This is a genomic window from Stenotrophomonas sp. MH181796 (assembly GCF_009659995.1).
GTDB classification, from domain to species: domain Bacteria; phylum Pseudomonadota; class Gammaproteobacteria; order Xanthomonadales; family Xanthomonadaceae; genus Stenotrophomonas; species Stenotrophomonas riyadhensis.
Window position 1 is genome coordinate 94,268 of sequence record NZ_RAHU01000008.1, and the last position, 25,041, is coordinate 119,308.

At 67.8% G+C, this 25,041-nt stretch carries 22 protein-coding genes; 15 read left to right on the forward strand and 7 right to left on the reverse strand.

Annotated elements, in window-relative coordinates; all coding sequences use genetic code 11:
• Positions 1-67: 67 nt before the first annotated feature.
• Positions 68-961, reverse strand: coding sequence for a phenylalanine 4-monooxygenase (phhA, locus tag D5301_RS19760; RefSeq protein ID WP_110710638.1), 894 nt, complete (start codon positions 959-961; stop codon positions 68-70).
• A 125-nt stretch (positions 962-1,086) separates the two neighbouring features.
• On the opposite strand from phhA, the gene D5301_RS19765 reads away from it, so the two are divergent.
• Both D5301_RS19765 and D5301_RS19770 read left to right on the forward strand, forming a co-directional pair.
• A complete protein-coding gene (locus D5301_RS19765) occupies positions 1,087-1,569 on the forward strand; it encodes an Lrp/AsnC family transcriptional regulator (RefSeq protein WP_004153377.1) in 483 nt (160 codons plus the stop codon).
• 87 nt (positions 1,570-1,656) lie between these two features.
• The gene (locus D5301_RS19770; RefSeq protein ID WP_153856657.1) at positions 1,657-3,657 is read left to right on the forward strand and encodes a hypothetical protein; all 2,001 of its coding nucleotides are present in this window, start codon (positions 1,657-1,659) and stop codon (positions 3,655-3,657) included.
• Positions 3,658-3,696: 39 nt separating this feature from the next.
• Here D5301_RS19770 and D5301_RS19775 read toward each other — a convergent pair whose 3' ends face one another.
• Positions 3,697-4,689 carry a patatin-like phospholipase family protein gene (locus D5301_RS19775; protein WP_019337382.1) on the reverse strand — a complete coding sequence of 331 codons (993 nt, stop codon included), beginning with the start codon at positions 4,687-4,689 and terminating at the stop codon, positions 3,697-3,699.
• Positions 4,690-4,872: 183 nt separating this feature from the next.
• The gene (locus D5301_RS19780) at positions 4,873-5,886 is read right to left on the reverse strand and encodes a TIGR00266 family protein (protein ID WP_153856658.1); all 1,014 of its coding nucleotides are present in this window, start codon (positions 5,884-5,886) and stop codon (positions 4,873-4,875) included.
• Between the two features lie 158 nt (positions 5,887-6,044).
• On the opposite strand from D5301_RS19780, the gene D5301_RS19785 reads away from it, so the two are divergent.
• Positions 6,045-8,315, forward strand: coding sequence for a TonB-dependent receptor (locus D5301_RS19785; protein ID WP_153856659.1), 2,271 nt, complete (start codon positions 6,045-6,047; stop codon positions 8,313-8,315).
• 189 nt (positions 8,316-8,504) lie between these two features.
• On the opposite strand, the gene D5301_RS19790 is transcribed toward D5301_RS19785, so the two are convergent.
• Positions 8,505-9,344, reverse strand: coding sequence for a phosphatase PAP2 family protein (locus tag D5301_RS19790; RefSeq protein ID WP_153856660.1), 840 nt, complete (start codon positions 9,342-9,344; stop codon positions 8,505-8,507).
• A gap of 261 nt (positions 9,345-9,605) precedes the next feature.
• On the opposite strand from D5301_RS19790, the gene D5301_RS19795 reads away from it, so the two are divergent.
• Entirely contained in the window at positions 9,606-10,484 is an 879-nt protein-coding gene (locus tag D5301_RS19795; protein ID WP_153856661.1) for a hypothetical protein, read from the forward strand.
• Between the two features lie 11 nt (positions 10,485-10,495).
• The gene (locus D5301_RS19800; protein WP_153856662.1) at positions 10,496-11,698 is read left to right on the forward strand and encodes a DUF4785 domain-containing protein; all 1,203 of its coding nucleotides are present in this window, start codon (positions 10,496-10,498) and stop codon (positions 11,696-11,698) included.
• 128 nt (positions 11,699-11,826) lie between these two features.
• Here the strand turns inward: D5301_RS19800 and D5301_RS19805 are convergent, their stop codons facing one another.
• Positions 11,827-12,648: an ATP-binding cassette domain-containing protein gene (locus tag D5301_RS19805; protein ID WP_110710645.1), complete on the reverse strand. Its 822-nt coding sequence runs from the start codon at positions 12,646-12,648 to the stop codon at positions 11,827-11,829.
• Positions 12,649-12,799: 151 nt separating this feature from the next.
• Here D5301_RS19805 and D5301_RS19810 point away from each other — a divergent pair, with 151 nt between their 5' ends.
• From D5301_RS19810 to D5301_RS19830, 5 genes are all read left to right on the forward strand, one after another.
• Positions 12,800-14,002, forward strand: a complete 1,203-nt coding sequence (locus tag D5301_RS19810; protein WP_153856663.1) for a fatty acid desaturase — start codon at positions 12,800-12,802, stop codon at positions 14,000-14,002.
• Positions 13,999-14,331, forward strand: a complete 333-nt coding sequence (locus D5301_RS19815; protein WP_248858571.1) for an EF-hand domain-containing protein — start codon at positions 13,999-14,001, stop codon at positions 14,329-14,331. The genes D5301_RS19810 and D5301_RS19815 overlap by 4 nt, the downstream gene beginning before the upstream one ends.
• Before the next feature lie 67 nt (positions 14,332-14,398).
• The gene (locus D5301_RS19820) at positions 14,399-15,049 is read left to right on the forward strand and encodes a hypothetical protein (RefSeq protein WP_153856664.1); all 651 of its coding nucleotides are present in this window, start codon (positions 14,399-14,401) and stop codon (positions 15,047-15,049) included.
• Positions 15,050-15,101: 52 nt separating this feature from the next.
• On the forward strand, positions 15,102-15,914 hold the full coding sequence (mutM, locus tag D5301_RS19825) for a bifunctional DNA-formamidopyrimidine glycosylase/DNA-(apurinic or apyrimidinic site) lyase (RefSeq protein WP_153856665.1): 813 nt from the start codon (positions 15,102-15,104) through the stop codon (positions 15,912-15,914).
• 104 nt (positions 15,915-16,018) lie between these two features.
• Positions 16,019-17,623: a glucan biosynthesis protein D gene (locus tag D5301_RS19830; RefSeq protein WP_012509627.1), complete on the forward strand. Its 1,605-nt coding sequence runs from the start codon at positions 16,019-16,021 to the stop codon at positions 17,621-17,623.
• 522 nt (positions 17,624-18,145) lie between these two features.
• Here D5301_RS19830 and D5301_RS19835 read toward each other — a convergent pair.
• Positions 18,146-18,766, reverse strand: a complete 621-nt coding sequence (locus D5301_RS19835; protein ID WP_153856666.1) for a thymidine kinase — start codon at positions 18,764-18,766, stop codon at positions 18,146-18,148.
• A gap of 101 nt (positions 18,767-18,867) precedes the next feature.
• On the opposite strand from D5301_RS19835, the gene D5301_RS19840 reads away from it, so the two are divergent.
• The 3 genes from D5301_RS19840 to D5301_RS19850 all read left to right on the forward strand — a co-directional run bounded on the left by D5301_RS19840 (position 18,868) and on the right by D5301_RS19850 (position 22,209).
• The gene (locus D5301_RS19840; RefSeq protein WP_110710649.1) at positions 18,868-20,844 is read left to right on the forward strand and encodes a UvrD-helicase domain-containing protein; all 1,977 of its coding nucleotides are present in this window, start codon (positions 18,868-18,870) and stop codon (positions 20,842-20,844) included.
• Positions 20,845-21,192: 348 nt separating this feature from the next.
• The gene (locus D5301_RS19845; RefSeq protein WP_164162857.1) at positions 21,193-21,732 is read left to right on the forward strand and encodes a GNAT family N-acetyltransferase; all 540 of its coding nucleotides are present in this window, start codon (positions 21,193-21,195) and stop codon (positions 21,730-21,732) included.
• A 159-nt stretch (positions 21,733-21,891) separates the two neighbouring features.
• Positions 21,892-22,209, forward strand: coding sequence for a hypothetical protein (locus tag D5301_RS19850; protein ID WP_024958820.1), 318 nt, complete (start codon positions 21,892-21,894; stop codon positions 22,207-22,209).
• 75 nt (positions 22,210-22,284) lie between these two features.
• Here the strand turns inward: D5301_RS19850 and D5301_RS19855 are convergent, their stop codons facing one another.
• Positions 22,285-22,938, reverse strand: a complete 654-nt coding sequence (locus D5301_RS19855) for a DUF480 domain-containing protein (protein WP_153856668.1) — start codon at positions 22,936-22,938, stop codon at positions 22,285-22,287.
• A gap of 101 nt (positions 22,939-23,039) precedes the next feature.
• Between D5301_RS19855 and D5301_RS19860 the strand changes: the two genes are divergently transcribed.
• Together D5301_RS19860 and pyrF are read left to right on the forward strand one after the other, a co-directional pair.
• Positions 23,040-23,963: a 5'-nucleotidase, lipoprotein e(P4) family gene (locus D5301_RS19860; RefSeq protein ID WP_126930504.1), complete on the forward strand. Its 924-nt coding sequence runs from the start codon at positions 23,040-23,042 to the stop codon at positions 23,961-23,963.
• The gene (gene pyrF, locus D5301_RS19865; protein ID WP_075675752.1) at positions 23,960-24,685 is read left to right on the forward strand and encodes an orotidine-5'-phosphate decarboxylase; all 726 of its coding nucleotides are present in this window, start codon (positions 23,960-23,962) and stop codon (positions 24,683-24,685) included. Before D5301_RS19860 ends, pyrF begins: the two co-directional genes overlap by 4 nt.
• The last annotated feature ends 356 nt before the right edge of the window (positions 24,686-25,041 follow it).

Below are 25,041 nucleotides of genomic sequence, written 5' to 3' on the forward strand. Positions count from 1 at the left end.
AGCAACGAAAACGGCGCATCCAGGTGCGCCGTTTTCTTTTCAGTGCGAGGTGCTGTGCGCCGTGGGCTTACACGTCGCCGCCGTCGGCCCAGCCTTCGCCGGTGCCCTTCTGGAACACGCGGTCATCGCCCTGCACATCGCCTGCCGGCAGATGCGCCTGGTCAGACAGTGCCGCGTAGATCGGGGTGAAGTCCGGTGACGTCGCCTGCATCAGCTGTTCGAAGCTGTCGATGACGAAGTAGGTCTTCTGGAAGGTGTCGATGCGGTACTTCGTGCGCATGATCCGCTGCAGGTCGAAACCGATGCGGTTGGGCGCGGCCGATTCCAGCGAGTACAGCGATTCGCCCTTCGACGACACGATGCCGGCACCGTAGATGCGCAGGCCGTCGGGTGTATCGATCAGGCCGAACTCCACCGTGTACCAGTACAGGCGGGTCAGGTTCTGCAGGGCGTCCGGGCCGATCGCATGGGCTTTGACACCGCCACGGCCGTACGCCTCCATGTAGTCGGCGAACACCGGGTTCATCAGCAGCGGCACATGGCCGAACAGATCGTGGAACAGGTCCGGTTCGGCGATGTAATCGATCTGGTCCGGGCGACGGATCCACCAGGTCACCGGGAATCGGCGGTTGGCCAGGTGGTCGAAGAAATCCAGTTCCGGCAGCAGGCCTTCGACGCCGACCAGGGTCCAGCCGGTGGCCGCGCCCAGTACTTCGTTGAGCTGGTCGAAGCGCGGAATCATGTGCGCGTTCATGCCCATCTCGTCCTGTGCATCCAGGAATTCCTGGCAGGCGCGGCCGACCAGCAGTTCGCGCTGGCGCTGGTACAGCGTGCTCCAGGTGGCGTGGTCGTCGGCGCTGTAGGTGTCCCACGGCTGCTCGACGAGCGCGGTGGTATACACCGGCACGTAGCCCTTGTCGGTCTGCTGGTGTTCGACGCGGCGGGGCTGGGCGAGGTCCATGGGGCACTCCTTGACGGGATACCCACGATGCTAGGGCAGGGCGCGCGCAACAGGGTTGCAAAAGTTGCGCCGATTGGCCTTGTTGGCGCAATATCCTTGCGTACTCACCATGTTGCGGGGCAATAATGGCCGGAGAAGTCCAGTTCGATCGCACGGATATACGTCTGCTGGCTGAAATCCAGCGGGATGGGCGCGCCACCAACGCCGAGCTGGCGACACGGGTGAACCTCTCGCCCTCGGCCTGCCTGCGTCGTCTGCAGCGGTTGGAAAGCGAGGGCGTGATCGTCGGCTATGGCGCGCGGCTGGAACCGCGCCAGCTGCGCCTGGGCCTGCAGGCCTTCGTGCGCGTGCAGCTGGAAAAGCACGACCAGGCCGCCATCGGCCACTTCGTGGACAGCGTGCAGGGCTGGGATGAAGTGGTGGCCTGCCATGCACTGACCGGCGACATGGACTACCTGCTGCACGTCTACGTGCGCGACCTGGAGCACTTCTCGCACTTCCTGCTGGACCGGCTGCTCAACGCCGGTGGCGTGGCCGATGCCAATTCCAGCTTCGTGCTGCGCACGGTGAAGGGCTTCCAGGCATTGCCGCTGTCGCAGCTGGAATGAACGCGCCGCCGCGATTTGACGGCGCCGGGCGGGTAGCCGAGCATCTCCGCCCTGCGCGCGTCGCAGCGTTCCTTTCCGGTTCCACGCATGTCCGAACTCCAGCACCCGCTGCCCACCACCACGTTCCTGCCGCTGCAGCGCAAGTCGCTGGCGCGCTACGTTGCCCATGGCACGCCACCGCAGACCGCAGTGGAGCAGGCCGGACTGATGGCCGCGCAGCTGTGCCGGACGCGCCTGCATCCAGCAGCCGAGATCGAGCGCCTGCTGCATGATGCCTGCGCGTTGTTTGCCGGCAACGAAGGCGCAGCTGCACAACTGGCTGGCCCCGGTGGCGGTGGCCAGCCGGAGCTGGATGCCTGGCTGACCGCATTGGCCGCCCACGGCGTGCTGCTGGCGCCGGCGGAGATCCTGCAGGACGTCATCGCGCAGTCGCCACGGGAGTACCCGGGCCTGGCCCTGCAGCAGGCCTGCCAGGAAACCCTGGTCGAACATGAGATCCGCTTTCCCGCCACATTTTCCAGTGACGACGACGAGGCCACGCAGGATGAGGTTGTCGCCGCGGATGCGCGGTCGGTCGAGCACCATGGCCTGTATACCTCCGAGCAGGCCCGCGTGCTGCGCGCCATCGCCGCCAACCCCGATGAGCTGATCGACCTCGATGGCTATGCCGGCACCGGAAAGGGCCACCTGGTGCTGGCGCTGATGGAGGCGCGGCCGGGCCGCTACACCTACATGGCGCCTTCGCGCGGGCAGGTGGAAGCCTTCCGCGCCCGCGTGCCGGCCAGCACTGCGGTGCGCCTGCTGACCCAGATCGAGTTCGCCAACCGCGTGGCGCAGCACGCCGCGCGCAGCGGCCAGACCGGTGGCTTCGTTGCCAGCTACCGGCGCAGCACCCGTACGCCGCGCGAGATTGCCGGCCGCATCGGCCTGCAGGGCATCGGTGGGCGCAGCCCGGAGCAGGTGCTGCTGACCGCGTTCGAGGCCATCAACCGTTGGTGCGCGTCGTCGGCAACGGGCTTGGCGTTCCAGCATTTCGACCGTTCGGTGCCCGCTGCGATGCTCGATGTGTCGCCGTACATGGCTGCCGCCGAGCACGTCTGGCGCTGCATGTTCGACGCCGAGCTGCAGCGGGGCACGCTGCTGAGTCTCAGCCCGGCGCACATCGGCAAGTGGCTGGCGCTGCGCGGCGTTACCCCCCCGCAGGACATGGGCATGCTGCTGGTGGACGAGGCGCATGACCTGAGCCCGTCGTGGAAGCAGTTGCTGGCCGGCCATGCGCCTGGCGTGGTCAGCCTGGGTGATCCGCACCAGTGCCTGACCGGTACGGTGCCGCGCTGGGCCGCGTCGAAGGTGCTGGAAATGCACCAGTCGGTGCGCCAGGGCAACCAGGTCGAGGGCCTGGTCAACCAGACCCTGGCACTGGATGGACTGGGCCAGGACAGTGGGCCGTTCGTCGGTGCCACCGACCGCGCCACCGGTGTGCTGCATTACCGCGACTGGGCGCAGGTGCCGAGCGAGGGCCTGCGCATCCATGGCAGCGTCGCCGATCTGGCCCTGGATGCGGCACAGCTGCACGCGCTCGGGCTGCGGCCCTACCTGCATCCGGCATCGCTGCGTGCGCTGCGCGGCGTGCTGCAACGGCCACTGGATGCGTGGCGCCGGCGCCGCGACAGCGCATCGGACCAGGAATGGAAGCGCTTCCTGGCCACGCAGGCCGACGAAGGGCACGGCGCGCTGGTTGAACTGTTCGGGTCCGCCGATCGGGTGCAGTCACTGCTGCAGGCGCTCGATGACCAGGACACGCCCGCTGAAGGGCGGGTGGCGCTGTGCCTGGCCGAGCACGCGAAGAACCTGCAGTTCGACGTGGTCTCGCTGTCGCCCGGTTGCTTCAGTGCGGGGCAGGGCGGGCGCATCTGGCACAACCCGGTGCGCGCGGTCTATCTGGCGCTGACCCGTGCGCGACGCCAGCTGCACGTGCCGGCCGATGGCATGGAACAGCTGCAGCACACGGCGACACTGCAGGAGCAGGCCCGCCAGATGCGCAGGCGCGAGCGGCAGCAGGCCAGCGGTTACCGGCCCGCGCGCTAGCACGCGCGTCGCTGTCCGGCAGCGACACGCTGGCTCAGGTCAGCACTTGTCCTTGCGGCCCATCAGCTTGCCCAGGCGCGAGGCTTCCTCGCACTTCGGCGCGGCCACCGGTGCCGGTGCGGCCGCCGCGGCACGTGCGCGCTGCAGCTGCTGGATTTTCGCGCGGATCTGCGGCATCGCCGCCATCGCGGCTTTTTCGCCTTCCAGGATTGCGGTGCCACGCTGGCTGAAATCGGCGGCGCCGATGTCCAGTACCTTCGGGCGGATGACGATGTCGGCGCGCGCCAGTTCCTGCTCGCCCAAGCGCTGGCCCATGATCGAGATGGACTGGTTGACGATGCCCAGCATGTCGGTCGGCGCCTTGCCGCTGGCCTTGCTGGAGATGTCCACGGCGATCACGAAGTCGGCGCCGAGCTGGCGTGCGGCATCCACCGGCACCGGGCTGACCACGCCGCCATCGATGTAGTTGCGACCGCCGATCTTCACTGGCTCGAACACACCGGGAATGCTGCTCGACGCGCGCACCGCCTGGCCGACGTTGCCGCGCACGAAGATCGCACGCTCGCCGGTCTCCAGCTGGGTGGCGACGGCGGCGAACGGCTTCTTCAGGCGCTCGGCAGGACGGTTGGCAACCTGCTCGTTGACGTAGTCCTGCAGCTTCTGGCCCTGCACCAGGCCGCCGGAGAACAGGCGCACGTCGCGGATGCTGGCTTCGTCCAGTGCCACCGCCTTGCTCTGCATCTGGAACGCGTCCATGCCGCTGGCATACAGCGCACCGACCACGCTGCCGGCGCTGGTGCCGGATACCACGGCCGGCTCGAAGCCATTGGCCTCCAGCATCTTGATCACGCCGATGTGGGCGAAGCCCTTGGCCGCGCCGCCTCCGAGGGCGATGCCGATCTTCACCGGCTTGGCCTGCGGCACCACGGTGGGTGCCGGCGGCGGCGTGGGACGGACCGGATCGCCACCGCAGCCGGCCAGCAGGCCGATCAGGGCGACGGACAGCAGCATGCGGGGGCGGAACAGGCTCATCGGCAGTGCGCTCGCGGCGCCGGATTCAGGAAAGGGCGCCAGCATACCGAAGCCGTGGCGGGGCGGGCAGGGTGGGAAACATCGCCCATTCATAAAGGTAGTGCCGGCCGCTGGCCGGCAATCATTGGGAAACTGGCAACGGTCCATGGGGCTGCCGGCCAGCGGCCGGCACCACCGGTCCGGTCAGAACCGGTTGTCGCCGTCCAGCATCCGGCCCAGGCCGCCCAGTACCGAGCCTTCGCCGCGGTTCTGGCCACCGCCCTGCGGCGCGGCCATCCACATGCGGCCGGCCAGACGCGAGAACGGCAGCGACTGCAGCCAGACCTTGCCCGGACCGGTGAGCGTGGCCAGGAACACGCCTTCGCCACCGAACAGCATGCTCTTGATGCCGGTGACCCGGCGTACGTCCATGTCCACGGTCGGATGGTAGGCCACCACGCAGCCGGTATCCACGTCCAGGCGCTCGCCGGCCGCCAGCTCGCGCTCCACCACGCAACCGCCGGCATGGATGAACACCCAGCCGTCGCCTTCCAGCTTCTGCATGATGAAGCCTTCGCCGCCGAACAAGCCGGTCATGATCTTGCGCTGGAACTGCACGCCGATCTGCACGCCGCGCGCGCCGGCCAGGAAGCTGTCCTTCTGGCAGATCAGGCGGCCGCCATGCTGGTCCAGCTTCATTGCCAGTACGGTGCCGGGGTAGGGCGCGGCGAAGGCGACCTTGCCCTTGCCATGGCCGCTCTGGGTGTAGACGGTGGCGAACAGGCTCTCGCCGGTCAGCACGCGCTTGCCGGCGGCCATCACCTTGCCCATGAAGCCGCCCTGGTCGCCGTTGGCAGCGCCGAACACGGTGTCCATCTGCACCGTGGCGTCCTTGAACATCAGCGCCCCCGCCTCGGCGATGGCGCTTTCGCCGGGGTCGAGCTCGATCTCCACGAACTGCATTTCATGGCCGACGATGCGGAATTCGATGTCGTCGGCACGGCCGCTGGCGGCGGCGGGGACTGGCGGTGGGGTGTTCGGCATGCCCGGGGCCGCGGACTGCAGTTCGGGCACCTCGGCAATCGACGTCCACCCGCTCATGCCCTGGCACCAGGCCAGGGCGCGCGGGTTGGCCTGCGCATAGCGGCGCGCGGCTTCGTCATCGAGCGGACCGACGCGCTCGGCCTGGGCGGAGGCATGGAAGTACCACTGGGTCATTGGGACGGCTCCGCGGGGCTGGAAAACCCGAGTCTAGCGAGTGCACCGGGCGCCGGGAGGCGCGGCCATGAACGGCCGGCATTTGCGGGGCAGGTGCTGTATTGCAACAATTATCTGGTAGCGCCGTTTTACCACCCCTCCAAACACAGCCTACCGCCATGTCCCCGACCCGCACTTCCCGTGGCCGATTTCCGGTCGCGCGCCCCCTCGTTGCCGCTCTTTCCGCCCTGCTGCCGCTGGTAGCAGCCGCCCAGGAAACCCCCGCTGCCAAGGATCCGGTTGCCCTCGACGCCCTGCAGGTGACCGCGCAGCGCCGCGTCGAGAACGCCAAGGACGTGCCGGTCGCGGTCTCCGCGATCCAGGGCGAGAAGCTGGATGTGCTCGGCTCGGCCGGCGATGACATCCGCTTCCTGGCCGCACGCGTGCCCAGCCTCAACATCGAGTCGTCCTACGGTCGTGCCTTCCCGCGCTTCTACATCCGCGGCCTGGGCAACACCGACTTCGACCTCAATGCCTCGCAGCCGGTGTCGCTGGTGTACGACGACGTGGTGCAGGAAAGCCCGCTGCTGAAGGGCTTCCCGCTGTTCGACCTGGCCAACGTGGAAGTGCTGCGCGGTCCGCAGGGCACGCTGTTCGGCCGCAACACGCCGGCCGGCGTGGTGAAGTTCGACTCGGCACGTCCGTCGCAGGATGCCGATGGCTACATCCGCGTCGGCTACGGCAGCTACAACAGTTGGAATGTGCAGGGCGCCTACGGCGGTCCGTTGACCGACCGCTGGTCGGCACGTGTCTCGGCGATCTACCAGCGCCGCGACGACTGGGTCGACAACACCCGCGTCGGTGCCCCCAACAGCGGCTTCGAAGGCTATGACGAAGCCGCCGGCCGCGTGCAGTTCCTGTACGAAGGCGACGACTTCGAAGCGCTGTTCAACCTGCACAAGCGCAAGCTCAACGGCACTGCGCGCCTGTTCCGCGCCAACATCATCCAGAAGGGTGGCAATTCGCTGGTCGAGAACTTCGATCGCGACAAGGTGGCCAACGATGGCGTCAACTTCTCCGACCTGAAAACCTGGGGCGGCAGCGCGCGCCTGCAGTGGAACCTCGGCTCGGTGACGCTGCACTCGATCACCGGTTATGAAACCGCCGAATCGCTCAACCGTGGCGACATCGACGGTGGCTACGGTGCGGCGTTCCTTGGCGCCGGCAACTACGGCCCGGGTCTGATTCCATTCTCCTCGGAGTCGGCTGACGGCCTGCCGCACCATCGCCAGTGGACGCAGGAATTCCGCATCGAGTCCAACGAGTGGGGCCGCTTCGACTGGCAGGCCGGCGTCTTCTATTTCGATGAAGACGTGACCATCAACAACTTCAACTACGACTCGTTGACCCCGGGCAATCCGCAGACCGGCCACGTGGTGCAGAACCAGCGCAACAAGGCCTGGGCGGTGTTCGCTTCGGGTGACTTCGATGTCACCGACCGCTTCAAGCTGCGCGCCGGCGTGCGCTACACGCAGGACAAGAAGGACTTCAGCGCCAGCGTGCTGCAGGCCGTTCCGTTCGGTACCCCGGTCAGTGGCCCGTACCTGGCCAACACCGACGTCAACGACATCAGCTGGGATGTCAGCGGTGTGTACAAGTTGACCGACGATATCAACGCCTACGCCCGCGTGGCCAAGGGCTTCCGCGCACCGTCGATCCAGGGCCGCCTGGCCTTCGCGCCGGGCCTGTCGCAGGCCGATTCGGAGAAGGTGATCTCGTACGAAGCCGGCATCAAGGCCGACCTGTTCGAGCGCCGCGCGCGCCTGGGCCTGAGCGTGTTCCGCTACAACGTGGACGGCCAGCAGCTGATCGCGGTGGGCGGCACCAACAACACCGCCACCCTGCTCAACGCCGACAAGACCATCGGCCAGGGCGTGGAGCTGGATCTGGAGGCCTACCTGGCCGACAACGTCCTGCTGACCTTCGGCAGCAGCTACAACGACACCGAGATCAAGGACAAGAACCTGGCGGTGGCGATCTGTGGCGGTGGCTGCACCATCACCGACCCGACCACGGTGATCAACGGCCAGACCTATGCGCTGGTGAACGGCAACCCGCTGCCGCAGGCACCGAAGTGGATCCACAACGCGACCCTGCGCGTCGGCTTCCCGCTCAGCGATGGCAGCGAGCTGTACGCGTACACCGACTGGGCCTACCGCAGCGCAGTGAACTTCTTCATCTACGAGTCGCCGGAATTCCGCGGCCGTAGTTCGCTGGAAGGCGGCCTGCGCCTGGGCTACAACTGGGATTACGGCCAGTACGACGTGGCCGTGTTCGGCCGCAACCTGACCAACCAGACCCGCGTGGTCGGTGCGATCGACTTCAACAACCTGACCGGCTTCCTCAACGAGCCGCGTACCTGGGGCGTGGAGTTCACCGCGAAGTTCTGATGCGGTGGCTGCGTTGATGCAATGAAGAAGGGCCGGCGCAATGCCGGCCCTTCTGCTTTACACCCACCGGTTGCCGAATGGGGTCAGAGCCCTTTCCAGCGGAAAGGGATCCGACCCCGATGGCATCGGCATTCCGCGCTGGGGTCAGATCCCTTTCCGAAGGGAAGGGCTCTGACCCCGGATCACCGCTTACAGCGCGCTCTGCGGGCGCACCTTCAGCACCGCATTCTCGGTGGCGCAATCACGGCTGGAGTGCAGGCCGGCCTTGCGTGCGGCGGCGATTTCCTTGCGTGCGGCCAGCAGGTCCTTGTTGAACGCGGCGTTGTCGTGCAGGCGGGCCACGGCGGCGGCGCCCATGAAACGGCCTTCGAGGATGTCGCTCTGCCAGTGCACGTTGCAGACCAGGCGGCTCTCGCCGTAGTTGCGGCCACGGGCCTGGATGGCATCGGCGCGGTCCGGCGCGATCTCGGACAGGATCAGTGCCCAGGCCCAGCCGATTGAGGTGTGGCCGGACGGGTAGGAACCGTTCTTGCGCAGGCCTTCCTCGTCCTTCGGCGAGCAGGTCGGTTCACCGTTGACCATGAACGGGCGCGGGCGCTGGTAGTGGTTCTTGGCCGCCTTGGTGGCGGCGCTGGCGTCGATCCGGCTGCGCTCGAGCAGTCGGTACAGCGCCGGGGTCTTCACCGCATCGACGTCGATGTCAGCGGCGCAGGAGAAGTGGTTGGCCCCTTCGGGGAAGCCGAGCTCCGCATCGACGCCGGCCTGGGCGAAGCGCGGGCTGCCACGCAGCGCGCGGGCTTCACGGCTGACCTGTTCGTCCAGGGCGAGGGCGGCCGAACCGGCGACCGGTGGTGCCGGCACCAGGTCGAGGCTGGCCGGTACCGCGCTCTTGTCGAGATAGCCCACCGCCTTGGTGGTGATGTTGGCTTCGACGGCGGTCGGCTTGGTGGCGGTGGCGGCACAACCGGCCAGGGCCGCGATGACGGCAAGGCCGAGCAGCGGGCGGGCAGGGTGGGAAAGCAGCGACATGGACGGGCTCCGGAGGAAAAACACCGCGTCATGATCGCAGCCCGTATGCGGCACCGCAGTGGCCATCGGTCATACGGCCAGACCCGGCATGGTCATCCCGGCGATATGAAAAGCGTCATCGATTGACGTCAGTCTCCTGAATCCGGGCGCAGCGCACGGACTTTCACGCGACTGCACCGCGAGCATCGGCACAACGGCCAGCGCCAGGGCCGTCCAGTTCCAGCCGGGTCGGGGGGATCCGCTGACAGAGGGAGAGAAGCGATGCGCAGCACCGCAACAGGAAGTACCGTCCAGGCCCTGCTCCTCGGGCTGGCAATCGCGCCGACGCAGGCCGCCGATGTGGTCGGCGTGGCCTTCGTGCACGGCACTGGCGCGCAGACCAACGCGACCCAGGACTACTGGCAGCCGGCGATCATCGACACCGTGCGCCAGGGCCTGCCGAACAGCAGCAACTACGCCGTCATCAACTGCGACTTCACCCAGTACATGTGGAAGCCGGAAGCCGCCGGTTGCCTGGCCAACCAGCTGACCAGCTTCATCGACAGCCGTGGCATCACCCAGCTGGTGGTGATCACCCACTCCAACGGCGGCAACGTGATGCGCTGGATCCTGTCCAACCCGACCTACGACAGCCGCTATCCGAAGATCATCCGCACGGTGCGCAAGGTCAACGCACTGGCACCGTCTTCGGCAGGCACGCCGTTGGCCGATGCGGTGCTCAACGGCAACACCTTCGAAACCTCGCTGGGCTGGCTGCTGGGCTACAAGAACGACGCCGTTCGCCAGCAGCAGGTGGCGAGCATGGCCACCTACAACGCGCAGAACCTGTACGGCACCGCCGGTCGCCCGGCGCTGCCCAAGCCGTTCCGCGCCGTGGTCGGCAGCGACGTGGAATCGGCGGTGTGGGACAGCAACAGCTACTGCGGTGGCTACGCCGCCAATGTCGGCCTGGAGTTCACCCAGAACTGGCTGTCGTCCTGCTCCGATGGCTTCCTGGAGTGCAGCAGCCAGAAGGCCGCCGGCACCACCTGGTTCACCGACAAACAGCGCACCAAGGATGCCGAGCCGCTCAGCCACAACCAGAGCCGCCGCGAGTGCTTCGGCCTCGGCACGATCCTGCGCACCGACCTGGCCCAGTGAGGGAGATGACCATGACGATCCATTCCACCCTGCTGGCCAGCGCCGTGCTGACAGTGCTGTCCCTTTCCGCCGCGCAGGCCGCGCAGCCGCTGCAGGCCGCCCGTGCGGGCGACCAGGTGCCTGCCGCCCTGGTGGCCGCACCGCTGCCCACCGATGAAAGCGAACACGCGCCACTGGCCTTTGCCTGGGCGCTGGACCCGGCACAGCCGCTGCAGGCGGCCACGCCGTATGCCTCGGTCAGCCGCAGCTACTGGCAGCAGGTCGATGGCACGCAGCTGCAGCGCGGCCTGGACCTGCCGCTGACGGCACCGGATGCGGTGATCCAGCTGAGCCCGGCCGACGGTGCCCGCGCGCTGCCGGCCAACACCCTGCAGGTGCGCGACCCGGCCGGCCGTAGCAGCGTGGCGCGCAGTGTCGATGCGCGCGCACTGCAGGAGGCCGGCATGCCGGTGGGTGATGGCAGCAGCATGCTGCGCACCGGCGCGACCAGTGCAGTCGGTGCGTACACGCTGCAGAGCGCGCAGGCACAGGGCCGCTACGTGGTGCAGGTGCTGGAGCCGAACAGCCCGCTGCGGCTGGAAGTGCAGGCCAACCAGGCGCAGGTGCTGGCCGGTGGCAACGTGCAGCTGCAGGCGCGCCTGCTGGAAGACGGCGCCACCACCGCGCAGCTGGCATCGCGTCGTGGCGGCCTCGGCGGTGAAGCCCTGCTGGTCGCACCGGATGGCCGCAGCTGGCCGCAGCGGTTGCTGCGCACCACCGATGGCAGCCTGCGCGCGCAGGTGCGGATCCCCGCCGATGTCGGCAGCGTGCAGGGGCTATGGGAGCTGCAGGTGTTCGCCCAGGCCGATGGTGTGCTGCGCGATGGCAAGGTGGCCTTTGCGGTGGCACGGCCGACTGCCCGTTTCAGTGGCCAGGCGGCACCGGACCCGGCCAGCCGCCAGGTGGCGCTGCCGCTGCAGGTGGCAGCGGCCGGACGCTATGAGGCGCGGGGCACGCTGTATGCCACCGCCCGCGATGGCCAGTTGAAGCCGGTCGCACAGGCACATGCGGCCGCGTGGTTCGATGGCCCGGGCGCAGGCCAGCTGGTGCTGCCGTTCGACCAGGCCGCATTGCCAGCCGGCTTCGGTGCGCCGTACGAGCTGCGCGACCTGCAGCTGCAGGACCAGAGCCGGATGGCACCGATCGAGTCACGCGCGCTGGCGTTGCGGTTCTGAGGTTGCGTACAGCGGGCCGGGTTCCGGCCCGCTGCATTGGATCCTGTAGAGCCGAGCCCATGCTCGGCTGCCGTTTGCCGTGATCACGAGCAGCCGAGCGTGGGCTCGGCTCTACAATGGCATCTCGATTACCCCGCGTACGCAGTCAGCCGCCCTTCCTGCTCGACCACCGTGATCGCGCCACCGAATACCGCGGACAGCGGTTCATTGCGCAGCAGTTCGGCGCGGGTGCCATCGGCCAGTACGCGGCCGTCGCGCAGCAGCACCACCCGCTCGATCTCGGGAATGATCTCTTCGATGTGGTGGGTCACCAGCACCAGGGTGATGCCCTGCTGTGCCAGCACCCGCATGGTCGCCACCAGCTGCTCGCGGGCGACCAGGTCCAGCCCGGTGGAGGGTTCATCCAGCAGCAGGGCCTGCGGCCGGTTGACCAGCGCGCGGGCGATCAGCACGCGGCGGGTCTCGCCGGCCGACAACTCGGCATAGGCGCGTTCGCGTAGCGACAGCGCGCCGGTCATCGCCAGTGTCTCGCCAACGCGTGCACGCATGTCGGCGGTTACCTCGCGGAACGCCGGCACCACGTAGCTGGCGAAGAAGCCGGACAGCACGGCCTGCTCCACGGTCAGCCCGGGCATGTCGGAGAGGTTGCTGCTGAGGTCGCCGGTGACGATGCCCAGCTGCGAGCGCAGGCGATCCACCTGCCAGCGGTTCTGGCCCAGCACCTTCACCGCCACCGAACCGTCGCCCTGGGCCAGCGGGTACAGCTCGCGGGTGATCAGCTTGATGAAGGTGGACTTGCCGCAGCCGTTGGGGCCGAGCAGGGCGGTGTGCTGGCCCTGTGCGATGCGCAGGCTGAGCCCGTGCAGCACCTTCACCTGGCCGCGTACCACGGTGGCGCGGTCCAGTTCGATCAAGGGGGGCAGCTCCGCCAGGGGCGGGGCGGCGGTCATGGCGCTGGCGCGTGGATCAAGGCTCGACAACTCAGGTCCCCAACTGTGAACGGTGCCACGGAAGGCGGTGGCAATCACCGCCGCAGGGATGCAGTTTGCAACGCAAGCGCCCATCATGTCTGCCATCCCCGCGTCGATCCGGAGAGCCGCCATGCCAGATGCCCTGATGTCCCTGTTGACCGGTGGTGTGCTCGGCCTGGGCTGGTGGGCCATGCTGGGCGTGCTGCTGGTCTTCACCCAGATCACCATCTTCTCGGTGACCCTGTACCTGCACCGCAGCCAGGCCCATCGCGGGGTCGATTTCCACCCGGCGCTGGCCCACGTGTTCCGTTTCTGGTTGTGGCTGACCACCTCGATGATCACCCGCGAGTGGGTGGCCATCCACCGCAAGCACCATGCCAAGGTAGAGACCGAAGATGACCCGCACAGCCCGGTCACCCGCGGCATCGGCACGGTGTTCTGGCATGGCGTGGAGCTGTACCGGGAAGCGCGCGGCATGCGCGCGGACATCGAGCAGTACGGGCGCGGCACCCCGGACGATGTGATCGAGCGCCACCTGTATACCCCGCACGCCACGCTCGGCCCGGTGCTGCTGCTGGTGATCAACAGCGTGCTGTTCGGCCTGCCCGGCGTGGCCCTGTGGGCGATCCAGATGGCGTGGATTCCGTTCTGGGCCGCGGGCGTGGTCAATGGCCTGGGTCACTGGTGGGGCTACCGCAACTACGAGTCGGCCGATACCTCCACCAACCTCACGCCGTGGGGGTTCTGGATCGGTGGCGAGGAGCTGCACAACAACCATCATGCCTTCCCCAGTTCGGCGCGCTTCGCGATGCGGCGCTGGGAATTCGACATTGGCTGGAGCGCGATCCGCCTGCTGCAGGCGCTGCGCCTGGCCAAGGTGCTGCGGGTGGCGCCAGCCATGGACGTGCGCCCGAACATCGCGGTGCCCGATGCCGAAACCCTGAAGGCGCTGCTGTCGCACCGCTTCCAGGCGATGACCGATTACCAGCGCAATGTGTTCATGCCGGCCCTGCGCGAGGAAGCCGTGCAGGCCGGGGCCAAGCTGCGCCGCCTGCTGCCGCGCCGGCTGCGCCGTGGCCTGGTCAACGATGGCCGCTGGCTGAAGCCGGACAGTCGTGCCCAGCTCAGCGAATGGGTGGCGCAGCGCCCGCGTATCCGCACACTGGTCGAGTACCGCGCGCGGCTGGCGGCGCTGCTCGAGGCCCGCGGCCACGATGCCGCCGAGCGCCTGCATCAGTTGCAGGCGTGGTGCCGCGAGGCCGAGGAAAGCGGCATCGCGGCGTTGCAGGCCTATGCCGCACGGTTGAAGGGCTACAGCCTGGTGGGCGCGTGAGGGCAGGGTACGGGCTTGTGTTGGCCGCGCTGCTGCCGGGCGCGGCGCTGGCCCAGGTCACCGATACCACCAGCTACCTGCAGCGGATGGACAGCGATGGCGACGGCAAGGTCAGCGAGGCCGAGTACGTGCAGTGGATGCTGTACGCCTTCGACCGCATGGACCGCAATGGCGATGGCGTGCTGAGCGCCGATGAGCTGCCCGGTGGCAAGGGCAGGGCGATCAGCCGCGAGCAGCAGCGGCAGGTGATCGTGCAGCGCTTCCATAAGCAGGATGCCAACGGTGATGGCTATCTGGATGCACGCGAGCTGTCGGCGCCACCGCGCTGAGTGCAGGCTGGCCCACGCGCGGCCCGCCGGGCGATCATCGCGGCCACATGTTTCCGCAGGAGCCCCCATGGATGATCGGATCGACGAGGAGCTGTTCGCCGAATGGCTTGAATTCTGCGCTGGCCGCAGCGAGCAGGAGGACTGGTACTTTTCCGGCCTGCTGCAGGGTGTGACTGACCCGGACACGCTGGCGGCGATATTCGCCCGTTTCCCGCATGCCGATGCGCTGCAGTCGCGCGCGCTGGACGTGCTTGGCGCAGGCCGCTGGGGCGAGCACCTGTACCTGCAGCCGGCCATCGCGGGCGATGCGCAGGCCGTGGCGGCCGCCGCGCGGACCTGGCTGGATGAGCTGGCGAGGGTGGCCGGGAGGGCCGGTGAGCCCGGGCTGCAGGCGACCTTGCGCGACGTACCCGTGGTGGCAGCCACCGCCGGTCAGCTGCAGGCGGCCTGGCGCGAATCGGGCCCCGCCGCCTATCTGCATGATGTCGTCTGTGATGTGGTGCGCGAGTCGCGCACGCTGGATACCCCACAGGTTGCCGCGCTGGACGAGGCGCTGTACCACATCGCTTCGGACCTCTACCTGGGCTGGTATATCGCCCAACCGCTCTCCCCGGCAGCCGTCGACTTCGCGCCCTATCTGGCGTTCTGGCGCCTGGGCGGACGTGGCGCACTGGTCGAGGGCGCCTTCCTGGTGGAAGCGGCCGGCCTGGTGCCGTAGCTCGCCCCGGCCCCAACCGGCGGCTTCGCCTGGCCCCGCGTAGAATCAACCCATGCCTGAACTGCCCGAAGTAGAAACCACCCGCCGCGGCCTGGCGCCGCACCTGCAGGGCCGTCGCGTGCATGGCGTGATCCTGCGCCGCGCCGATCTGCGCTGGCCGATCCCGCCGGAAGTGGCCGAGCTGCTGCCGGGACAGCGCATCGAGGAGATCCGCCGGCGCGCCAAGTACCTGCTGCTGGATACCGCCATCGGCAGCGCGGTGCTGCACCTGGGCATGTCCGGCAGCCTGCGTGTGCTGCCCGGTGATACGCCGGTGCGCGCCCACGACCACGTCGACATCAGCCTGGACAACGGCCGCCTGCTGCGCTTCAACGACCCGCGCCGCTTCGGCAGCCTGCTCTGGCAGCCGGCCGGCGAGATCCACCCGCTGTTGCAGGGGCTGGGCCCGGAGCCACTGGACGACGCGTTCGACGGCGACTACCTGTTCGCCCGCAGCCGTGGCCGCAGCGCGCCGGTGAAGACGTTCCTGATGGACCAGGCGGTGGTGGTGGGGGTGGGCAACATCTACGCCGCCGAGAGCCTGTTCAAGGCCGGCATCAGCCCGCTGCGCGAGGCCGGGAAGATCTCGCGCGGGCGCTACCAGCGGCTGGCCGACGCGGTGAAGGAGATCCTGGGCTACGCCATCACCCGTGGCGGCACCACGCTGCGCGACTTCATCAGCCCTGACGGCGCGCCGGGCTACTTCGAGCAGGAACTGCTGGTGTACGGCCGCGACGGCCTGCCCTGCCCGAACTGTGGCCGCGCGCTGAAGCACGCCATCATCGGCCAGCGTGCCAGCGTCTGGTGCAGCCACTGCCAGCGCTGAGCCGGCGGCCAGCGGCAGCTGAACGGGCAGGGCACGTCTCCGCTGCCCGTTAACGTTTGTCTGCCTATGATGGCCGACCTTCCCTCTGTGCCTGACGCGCCTGCATGCAACGACGCGACTTCATCCGCAATGCCTCCCTCGCCCTGGCTGCATTCGGCCTGCCGTCCCTGCCCGCATGCGCGGCCAGCAAGAGCGGCCAGATGGGCCTGCGCCGCCTCGGCCAGCCACAGCCGTTCGACTTCGCCACCCTGAAGGGCCAGGCGCGCGCGCTGGCCCAGGCGCCCTACAAGAGCCACAAGCGGGTGCTGCCGGGCCGCCTGGAGGGACTGGACTGGGACCAGTACCAGTCGATCGGCTATCGCCAGGACCATGCGCTGTGGGCTGACCAGCCGGGCAAGTTCCAGGCCAAGTTCTTCCATCTGGGCCTGTACTTCCATTCGCCGGTGCGCATGTTCGACGTGGTCGACGGCAAGGCGCAGGAGCTGGCGTATGACGGCGCGGCGTTCAACTACGGCAAGAGCGGCATCAAGGACGGCGAGCTGCCGGCCGACCTCGGCTTCGCCGGCTTCCGCCTGAACACCCGCAAGGACACCGACCGCGACTTCGCCGCTTTCCTCGGCGCCAGCTACTTCCGCGCGGTCGGCAAGGAGGGCCAGTACGGCCAGTCCGCGCGCGGCCTGGCGATCGACACCGGCATGGGCAAGCCGGAGGAATTCCCGGACTTCATCGCCTACTACCTGGAACAGCCGTCGGCCGATTCGGAGACGATCGTGGTCTACGGCCTGCTGGATTCGCCCAGCGTGGCCGGTGCGTACCGCTTCGCCATCACCAATGGCGACGTGCTGCTGATGGACATCGACAGCGCGTTGTACCCGCGCAAGGCGATCGAGCGGCTGGGCATCGCGCCGTGCACCAGCATGTACCAGGTGGGCGAGAACGACCGCCGCATGGCATGGGACTGGCGCCCGGAGATCCACGATACCGACGGCCTGTCGCTGTGGACCGGTGCCGGCGAGTGGATCTGGCGGCCGCTGCTGAACCCGCGCAACCTGCGCTTCAACATGTTCGTCGACCGCAACCCGCGTGGTTTCGGCCTGCTGCAGCGCGACCGCAACTTCGACCATTACCAGGACGACGGCGTGTTCTACGAGAAGCGCCCCTGCCTGTGGGTGGAGCCGAAGGGCGAATGGGGCGAAGGCTCGGTGCAGCTGGTGGAGATTCCCACCGTGGACGAGACCTTCGACAACATCGTGGCGTTCTGGAACCCGAAGGAAAAGCCGCAGCCGGGCCAGGAGCTGCTGGTCGGCTACCGTCTGTACTGGGGCGCCGAACCGCCGGCACGGCCGCCGCTGGCGCACTGCGTGGCCAGCCGCACCGGCCTGGGTGGCGTGGTCGGCAAGAAGCGCGAGTACTTCAGCTGGCGCTTCGCGGTGGACTTCGAAGGCGGCGAACTGGCCAGGCTGATCGACAAGGGTGAGGTCGAGGCGGTGGTGGAAGCCAGCCGCGGCCGGGTCGAGATCGTGTCGGCGCGTCCGTTGCGCGAGATCAACGGCTACCGCGCGATGTTCGACCTGGTGCCGCCGGAAGGCAGCACCGAGCAGATCGACATCCGCCTGTTCCTGCGCAGTGGCGGCAAGACCCTCACCGAGACCTGGCTGTACCAGTACACGCCGCCGCCGGCGGGCGCGCCGGAGCGCACGCTGTACTAAGAGGGGTGTTGGGTTTGCAGGGCTTGCAGCCCTGCACCTGCTCAACGCAACAGCAACAGCAACAGCGAAAGCTGGTATCCCGTGGGATGGCGGGGTGGGTCCGGTGGCGGGAGACGCCGTAAACCCATCCCTGGGGGCTTGGCCGCGGCGTCCATGCCGCGGACACTCCCGCCACCGGACCCACCCCGCCTTCGACAGATCTCCGCGATCTGTGGGAATTGCTCTTGGGGTCAGATCCGTTTTCCGAAGGAAAACGGATCTGACCCCGGAATTTCATTCGATATCTGACAGATGTGTCGACCAAGGTCGACACCTACCAACAGCCGTGGGGACCTGTCGAAGGTGGGGCACTGTGGGTTTGCGGGGTGTGAGCGGCATGGATGCCGCGACCAAGCCCCCATGGACGGGTTTACGGCGTCCCCGCAAACCCACAGTGCCCCGCCATCCCACGGATAGCCCGCTTTTGCCGTGGCTCTGGCTCCGGCCTCGGCAGGTGCAGGGCGCAGCCCTGCCGAACACCCTTTACAGCGGCAGGGGCGCCTGTGCCGGATCGATCCGGCCTTCGCCGCGGGTGATCTTCTTGAACTCGGCGCGGCTGACCGACACGTAGCGGTCGTTGCCACCGATCTCCACCTGCGGGCCGTCCTGTACCGCGTGCCCATGCTCGTCCACGCGCACCGTCATCGTCGCCTTCTTGCCGCTGTGGCAGACGGTCTTGATCTCCTGCATCTCGTCGGCCCAGGCCAGCAGGTACTGGCTGCCTTCGAACAGCTCGCCGCGGAAGTCGGTGCGCAGGCCGTAGCACAACACCGGAATGCGCAGCTGGTCGACCACTTCGCTGAGCTGCCAGACCTGGGCGCGGGTCAGGAACTGCGCCTCGTCCACCAGCACGCAGCCCATCGGGCCGTTGGCTGCCAGATCCTGCTCGACCCAGCGCTGCAGGTCGGTATCGCGGTCGAAGGCCATGCCGTCCGCACGCAGGCCGATCCGCGAGGCGACCACGCCGGCGCCGGCACGATCGTCCAGGCGCGGGGTCAGGATCGCCACCCGCATGCCGCGCTCGCGGTAGTTGTGGGCGCTCTGCAGCAGGGTGGTGGTCTTGCCGGCATTCATTGCCGAATAGTAGAAGTAGAGCTTGGCCATCGACGGATTGTACGCCGCAGCCCCGCTTCGCCGAAGCCGTTCAGCAACCCCACCGGCGACCGGCTGTGGTCGTCACCCGGCCCCGCTACAATCCCCATCCCATGCACGGTCTCAATCCCCCCCAAGCCGCCGCCGTCCTGCACATCGAAGGTCCGTTGCTGGTGCTCGCCGGCGCGGGCAGCGGCAAGACGCGCGTGATCGTGGAAAAGATCGCCCACCTGATCGGCTGCGGCCGCTATCCGGCGCGCCGCATCGCGGCGATCACCTTCACCAACAAGTCGGCCAAGGAAATGCGCGAGCGCGTGGCCAAGCGCCTGCGCGAGCAGGACGCCGACGAGGTGACCATCTGTACCTTCCATGCGCTGGGCCTGAAGTTCCTGCAGATCGAGCACGCCGCGGTGGGCCTCAAGCGCGGCTTCTCGATCTTCGATGCCGACGATGCCGCCGCGCAGATCAAGGACCTGATGTACGGGGCCAAGCCCGATGACATCGAGGACATGAAGAACCTGGTGTCGCGCGCGAAGAACGCCGGCCTGTCGCCCGAACAGGCGATGGCCGCCGCGCGCAGCAATCGCGAGAAGGAAGCGGCCAGTGTCTACGAGCGTTACCAGCTGCGGTTGACCGCGTTCAATGCAGTCGACTTCGACGACCTGATCCGTTTGCCCGTGCAGATCCTGGAGGAGAACCCGGAGATCGCGCTGGCCTGGCGTGAGCGCATCGGCTACCTGCTGGTGGACGAATGCCAGGACACCAACGATGCGCAGTACCGGCTGCTCAAGCAGCTGGCCGGCGACAAGGGCAACTTCACCTGCGTGGGTGACGATGACCAGTCGATCTATGCCTGGCGCGGCGCCAATCCGGAAAACCTGCAGCAGATGGGGCGCGACTATCCCACGCTGGAGATCATCAAGCTGGAGCAGAACTACCGCTGCTCCAACCGCGTGCTGCGCGCGGCCAATGCGCTGATCGCCAACAATCCGCACGAGCATCTGAAGAAGCTGTGGAGCGACCAGGCCGACGGCGAGCGCATCCGCGTGTGGGAGTGCCGCAACAGCGAGCACGAAGCGGAAAAGGTCGCTGCCGAGATCGCCTTCGTGGCGCAGTCGCGCAATGTGCCGTGGAGTGATTTCTGCATCCTGTTCCGCGGCAACTTCCAGTCGCGCCCGCTGGAAAAGGCGATGCAGCTGCTGCGCATCCCGTATCACCTGACCGGCGGCACCATGTTCCTGGAACGCCAGGAAGTGAAGGACACGCTGGCCTGGTTGCGGCTGCTGGTGAACCCCGACGACGACACCGCGTTCATGCGTGCGGTGCAGTCGCCCAAGCGCGACGTCGGTGCCGGCACGCTGGCCAAGCTGGCCGAGCTGGCGCAGGAAAAGGACATGCCGATGGCACAGGCCGCCGAGGCGATCGGCGCCCTGCAGCAGTTGCCGCCGCGCGCGGCCAACAGCCTGGCGCGCTTCACCGACATCCTGCGTGACCTGCGTGCACAGACCCGGCAGGTCACTTCCGGCGACATGATCCGCAAGGTCGCCAAGGAATCCGGCCTGCTCAGCGAGCTGCGCCAGCAGGCCAAGGAAGAGGCCAGCTACCAGCGTCGCGCCAACAACATCGAGGAACTGGCGCAGTGGTTCGAGGGTGGCCCACGTGGTGCTACCGCCGCCGACCTGGCGGGCCAGCTGGCGCTGCTGTCGCGCAGCGACAAGGACGAGGGCGGCAACCAGGTGCGCATGATGACCATGCATGCTTCCAAGGGCCTGGAATTCCCGTACGTGTTCATCGTCGGCTGCGAGGATGGCGTGCTGCCGCACCAGGTCAGCCTGGACGAGGGCAACCTGCAGGAAGAGCGGCGCCTGCTGTACGTGGGCATCACCCGCGCCAAGATCCAGCTGTGGATGAGCTACAGCAAGCTGACCCGCAAGTTCGGCGAGCACGTGCGGCTGAAGCCGAGCCGGTTCTTCGAGGAGATTCCGGCCGAGGAGATCCAGCGTGATGGCGCCGATCCGGTGGCGGATGCGGTGCGCAAGAAGGAACGGGCGAGTGCGGGGCTGGCGGCGATCGAGGCGCTGTTCGATTGACCGGCGAACGGCGCAGCCCCTCGTGGCTGGCGTCGTCCGCAGTGCATTCGTGAGCGGGCCAGGCGGGTGGGCTGGGCGGGACACGCCGTAAACCCGTCCTTGGGGGCTCGGCCGCGGCTTGCTCGTGTGCGCTGTCCTGCGCACACGGCAAGACCGGGGTTGGGCGTCCTGCCCAACCCGCCCGAGGCATGCCTCGGGCCCATGCCGCGGACGGTCCCGCCCAGCCCACCCGCCCGGCCTCTGACAGGTTCCGTGCGCGCCAGCCACGGAAAAGAAAAAAGAAAATCAAAAGCAACAGCAGCAGCCGGGGGCTGAGGCAGAATCGGGGTTTCGGCTGGAGGTCTGCGCGTGCATCCCATCGAAAGTGAACGCCTGCGCCTGCGTGCGATTGAACCTGATCGCGATGCGGCGCCGATGCTGGCGCTGTTGAATGATCCGGGCTTCGTGCGCTTCATCGGTGATCGAGGCGTGCGTACGCAGCAGGAGGCGCGCGACTACGCGGCGATGCGGGTACTGCCGGCCTATGCGCTGCATGGCTATGGCATGTATGCCATCGAGCGGCTGGCCGATGGTGCCTGGCTGGGCAATGCCGGGCTGGTGCGGCGGGATGGCCTGCCGGGGCCGGATATCGGCTATGCGGTGCTGTCGGAATTCGCCGGGCAGGGCTACGCCGGTGAGGCGGCGCGGGCGGTGTTTGCCTATGCGCGCGCGGAGCTGGGCCTGCACGATCTGTATGGCATTACCGACTTGGACAATATGGTGTCCGGGAAGATCCTGCTGGGGCTGGGCATGGAGGAGCGTGGGGTGATCCAGCTGCCGGGCGTGGACAGCCCGAGCCGGCTGTATGCCACGCCGGGTGCGGTGGCGGTACCCATCGGGGGGGCATGACGCATCTGGACAAGCCGAATGAGGATTCTTGCATTTGGCGATAAACCGGCGAGTCGTCCGGTTCGCCGCCGATGCTTCCGGGTTTCATGAGGATGACCCACCTGCTGCGTTGGGCAGCGCTGTGGTCATTCCCGAAACCCGGAAACTCCAGGAGTTCTCATGAAGCTCATGCCTTTGGTCACGACGATGCTGTTGAGCGTGGTATCCGCGTCTGCATCTGCGTTCACGCTTCCCCAGATGAGTGACCTTTCACCGCACTCGAGCACGCAGGCCTGCCAGGGCGCGTGGAACGCGTCATCAGCCAGCCGCAGTTGCCATGTCAACCGTATTGATGGACGACCCGGCACGCAGTGCTACGTCGATGTCAGGTGTGTGCGCAACAACGGCAGCCAGCTGACCAATCAGTACACGATGGAGGAATGGGGCGTGCGCGCGCTTGCGAACTGCGATGGCTTCCTGAGAGTGGGAGGCTGCTGAACCGCCGATCGGTCCCGGGCGGATTGGTCCCGAGGGGGTGCCGGCCGGTGGCCGGCACTACCCTGCGGCTGCGCCTCAGTTACCGCGCAGTTCGGCCAGCTGCGCCTGCAGCTCGGCCACGGCCGCTTCCAGCTGGGCCACGCGCTCGGCCAGGCCTGGATCGGCCGCATCGCTGCCACCGCCGCTGCTGGCGTACCTGGCCGCAAGCGCCGCGCCATCCACTTCACCGCACAGCAGGTGCATGTAGCGGTCTTCGCGCTGGCCGCTGGCGCGCGGCAACACCACCAGCAGCGCGCGCTGCTGCAGGCGCTCGATGGCGTGGCGGGCTTCGTCGGCGTCGGCGAAGCGGTGCAGGCGCTCGCTGCGCGTGACCAGTTCGCCCAGGGTCTGCGGCCCACGCAGCAGCAGCATCGCCAGCAGCACGGTCTGCTGCCGGGTCAGGTCCAGCGCGGCCTGCAGGCGGTGCTCGTAGCGGTCGGCACGCGAAGAGAAGTGCTGGCGGGCCAGGCCCAGTGTCTCCAGTTGGCGCAGCGCGTGCTGCACGCTCCCGGCATCGACGTTCATCACCGGCTCGCGGGCGGTCTTCTGGTTGGCGGCCGACTGGGCGGCGTTGACCGTCAGCGGGTAGGTGTCCGGGGTGGTCGCCTCCTTCTCCACCAGACAGCCCAGCAGGCGGGCCTGCACGGCGTCGAGCAGGGGGACGTCGGGGGTCTGGACGGAATCGGTCATGGCGGCCTCCGGAAGGGCAACGGGTCAACCGCCAAGCATAGCCGTCCCCGGGCCGGCTTTGCCGGTAAAATGCGCCGGTATATCTGATTGCCGGTGAATCCATGCGTCGTCCTGTTTCCCTGTCCCTGACCCTGCTCGCCACCGCGGCGCTGGGCCTGTCCGCCTGCAAGCGCGTGGATGCGCCTGCCGCCGAAGCCACTGCGCCGGAGGCCCCGGCCGCCGCTGCCAAGGCCGATGGCGCGCTCGATGCCACTGCCAACGACAACCTCAATGCGGTGCTGTGGATGCAGCGTGCGCAGGAGTACAAGGCGATCACCGAGCAGACCTACCGTGCCGCCGCCGACCACCTGGATGCCGCGCTGAAGGAAGCCCACTGGGATGCGCTGGTGCCGGAAGAACGCGGCAACGAGGCCAAGGGCCTGAAGCCGGCCGTGGTGCTGGACGTGGATGAGACCGTGCTGGACAACTCGCCCTACCAGGCGCGCCTGGTCCGCGACGGCAAGGAATACGACGAGCTGACCTGGGACCAGTGGGTGGCCGAAAAGAAGGCCAAGGCCATTCCGGGCGTGGTTGATTTCGCCAAGGCCGCCAACGCCAAGGGCGTGACCCTGCTGTACATCTCCAACCGCGCCGTGCACCTGAAGGACGCAACCCTGGCCAACCTGCGCGAGCAAGGCCTGCCGGTGGCCGATGACAGCGTGTTCCTGGGCCTGGGTACCGTGGTCGAAGGCTGTGAGCAGGCCGGCAGCGAGAAGAACTGCCGCCGCCGCCTGGCCGGGCAGAAGTACCGCGTGCTGATGCAGTTCGGCGACCAGCTGGGCGACTTCGTGGAAGTGACCGCCAACACCAATGAAGGCCGTGACGCCCTGCTGCAGCAGTACCACGACTGGTTCGGCGAGCGCTGGTGGATGCTGCCGAACCCGACCTACGGCGGCTTCGAGCCGGCGCAGTTCAACAACGACTACAGCCAGTCGCGCCAGGCCCGCCACGACGCCAAGCGCGCCGCCCTGGACTACGCACCGTGAGCCGCGCGCCGCTGCCGCTGCGCGATGACGAGCGCCTGATCTTCGCGCTGGACGTGCCTGATCGCGTGCAGGCGCTGGAGTGGGTCGATCGCCTCGGCGACAGCGTGGCGTTCTACAAGATCGGCATGGAACTGCTCGCCTCCGGCGAGTACTTCCAGGTGCTCGATGCGCTGGCCCGCCGCGACAAGCGCGTGTTCGTCGACCTGAAGTTCTTCGACATCCCGGCCACCGCCGCGGCGGTGATCAAGCGCCTGTCGCAGTGGCCGGTCAGCTACGCCACCATCCACGGCTGGCATCCGGCGATGATGGAAGCCTGCGCCGCCGCCAACAGCAGTGACATGCGCTTGCTGGCGGTGACCGTGCTGACCTCGATGGGCCGCCCGGACCTGGCGCAGATGGGCATCGATCGTGAACCGGTCGACGTTGTGGTTGAGCGCGCGCTGGCTGCCCAGGCCGCCGGCATCGATGGCGTGATCGCCTCGGGGCAGGAAGCCGGCCCGATCCGCGCCGCTACCGGCGCCGGGTTCTCGATCGTCTGCCCGGGCATCCGCCCCGGCGGCCCGGTCGGCGATGACCAGAAGCGTACCGTTGGCGTAGCCCAGGCCTTTGCCGATGGCGCCGATGCCATCGTGGTCGGCCGCCCGATCCGCCTGGCCGCCGATCCGCAGGCTGCGGCGCGGGCAATCCAGCAGGAAATCGCCTCCGCGCTGGCTGCGCGCTGAGATTCCGCTGCCAGGGCTGCAGGCTCGAACGCCATCCCGACCCGCGCGGGATGGCGTTTCTGCATCTGACCCGGGGAGCGGTTGTGCCCGAATCGCCGCAAAACCTGCCGTAGATGTCATGGACATCACTATCAGATGCCATGTAAATCAATAAAATCAATAATTTATACAATACTACGTGAAGTGTTGCCTTAACTTGAGCGGCAGCGTAGGATCGCCGCCATCCGGTCCTCGGACCGGACATGTGCCACAACACTGTCCTCCGGCCTCGTGCCGGCTTGAAGAGCCTGAGATCCCCGTGATCCCGGCTCTTTTTTTATGCCGGTGGCGGTTCTGGGGTCAGATCCCTTATGCCT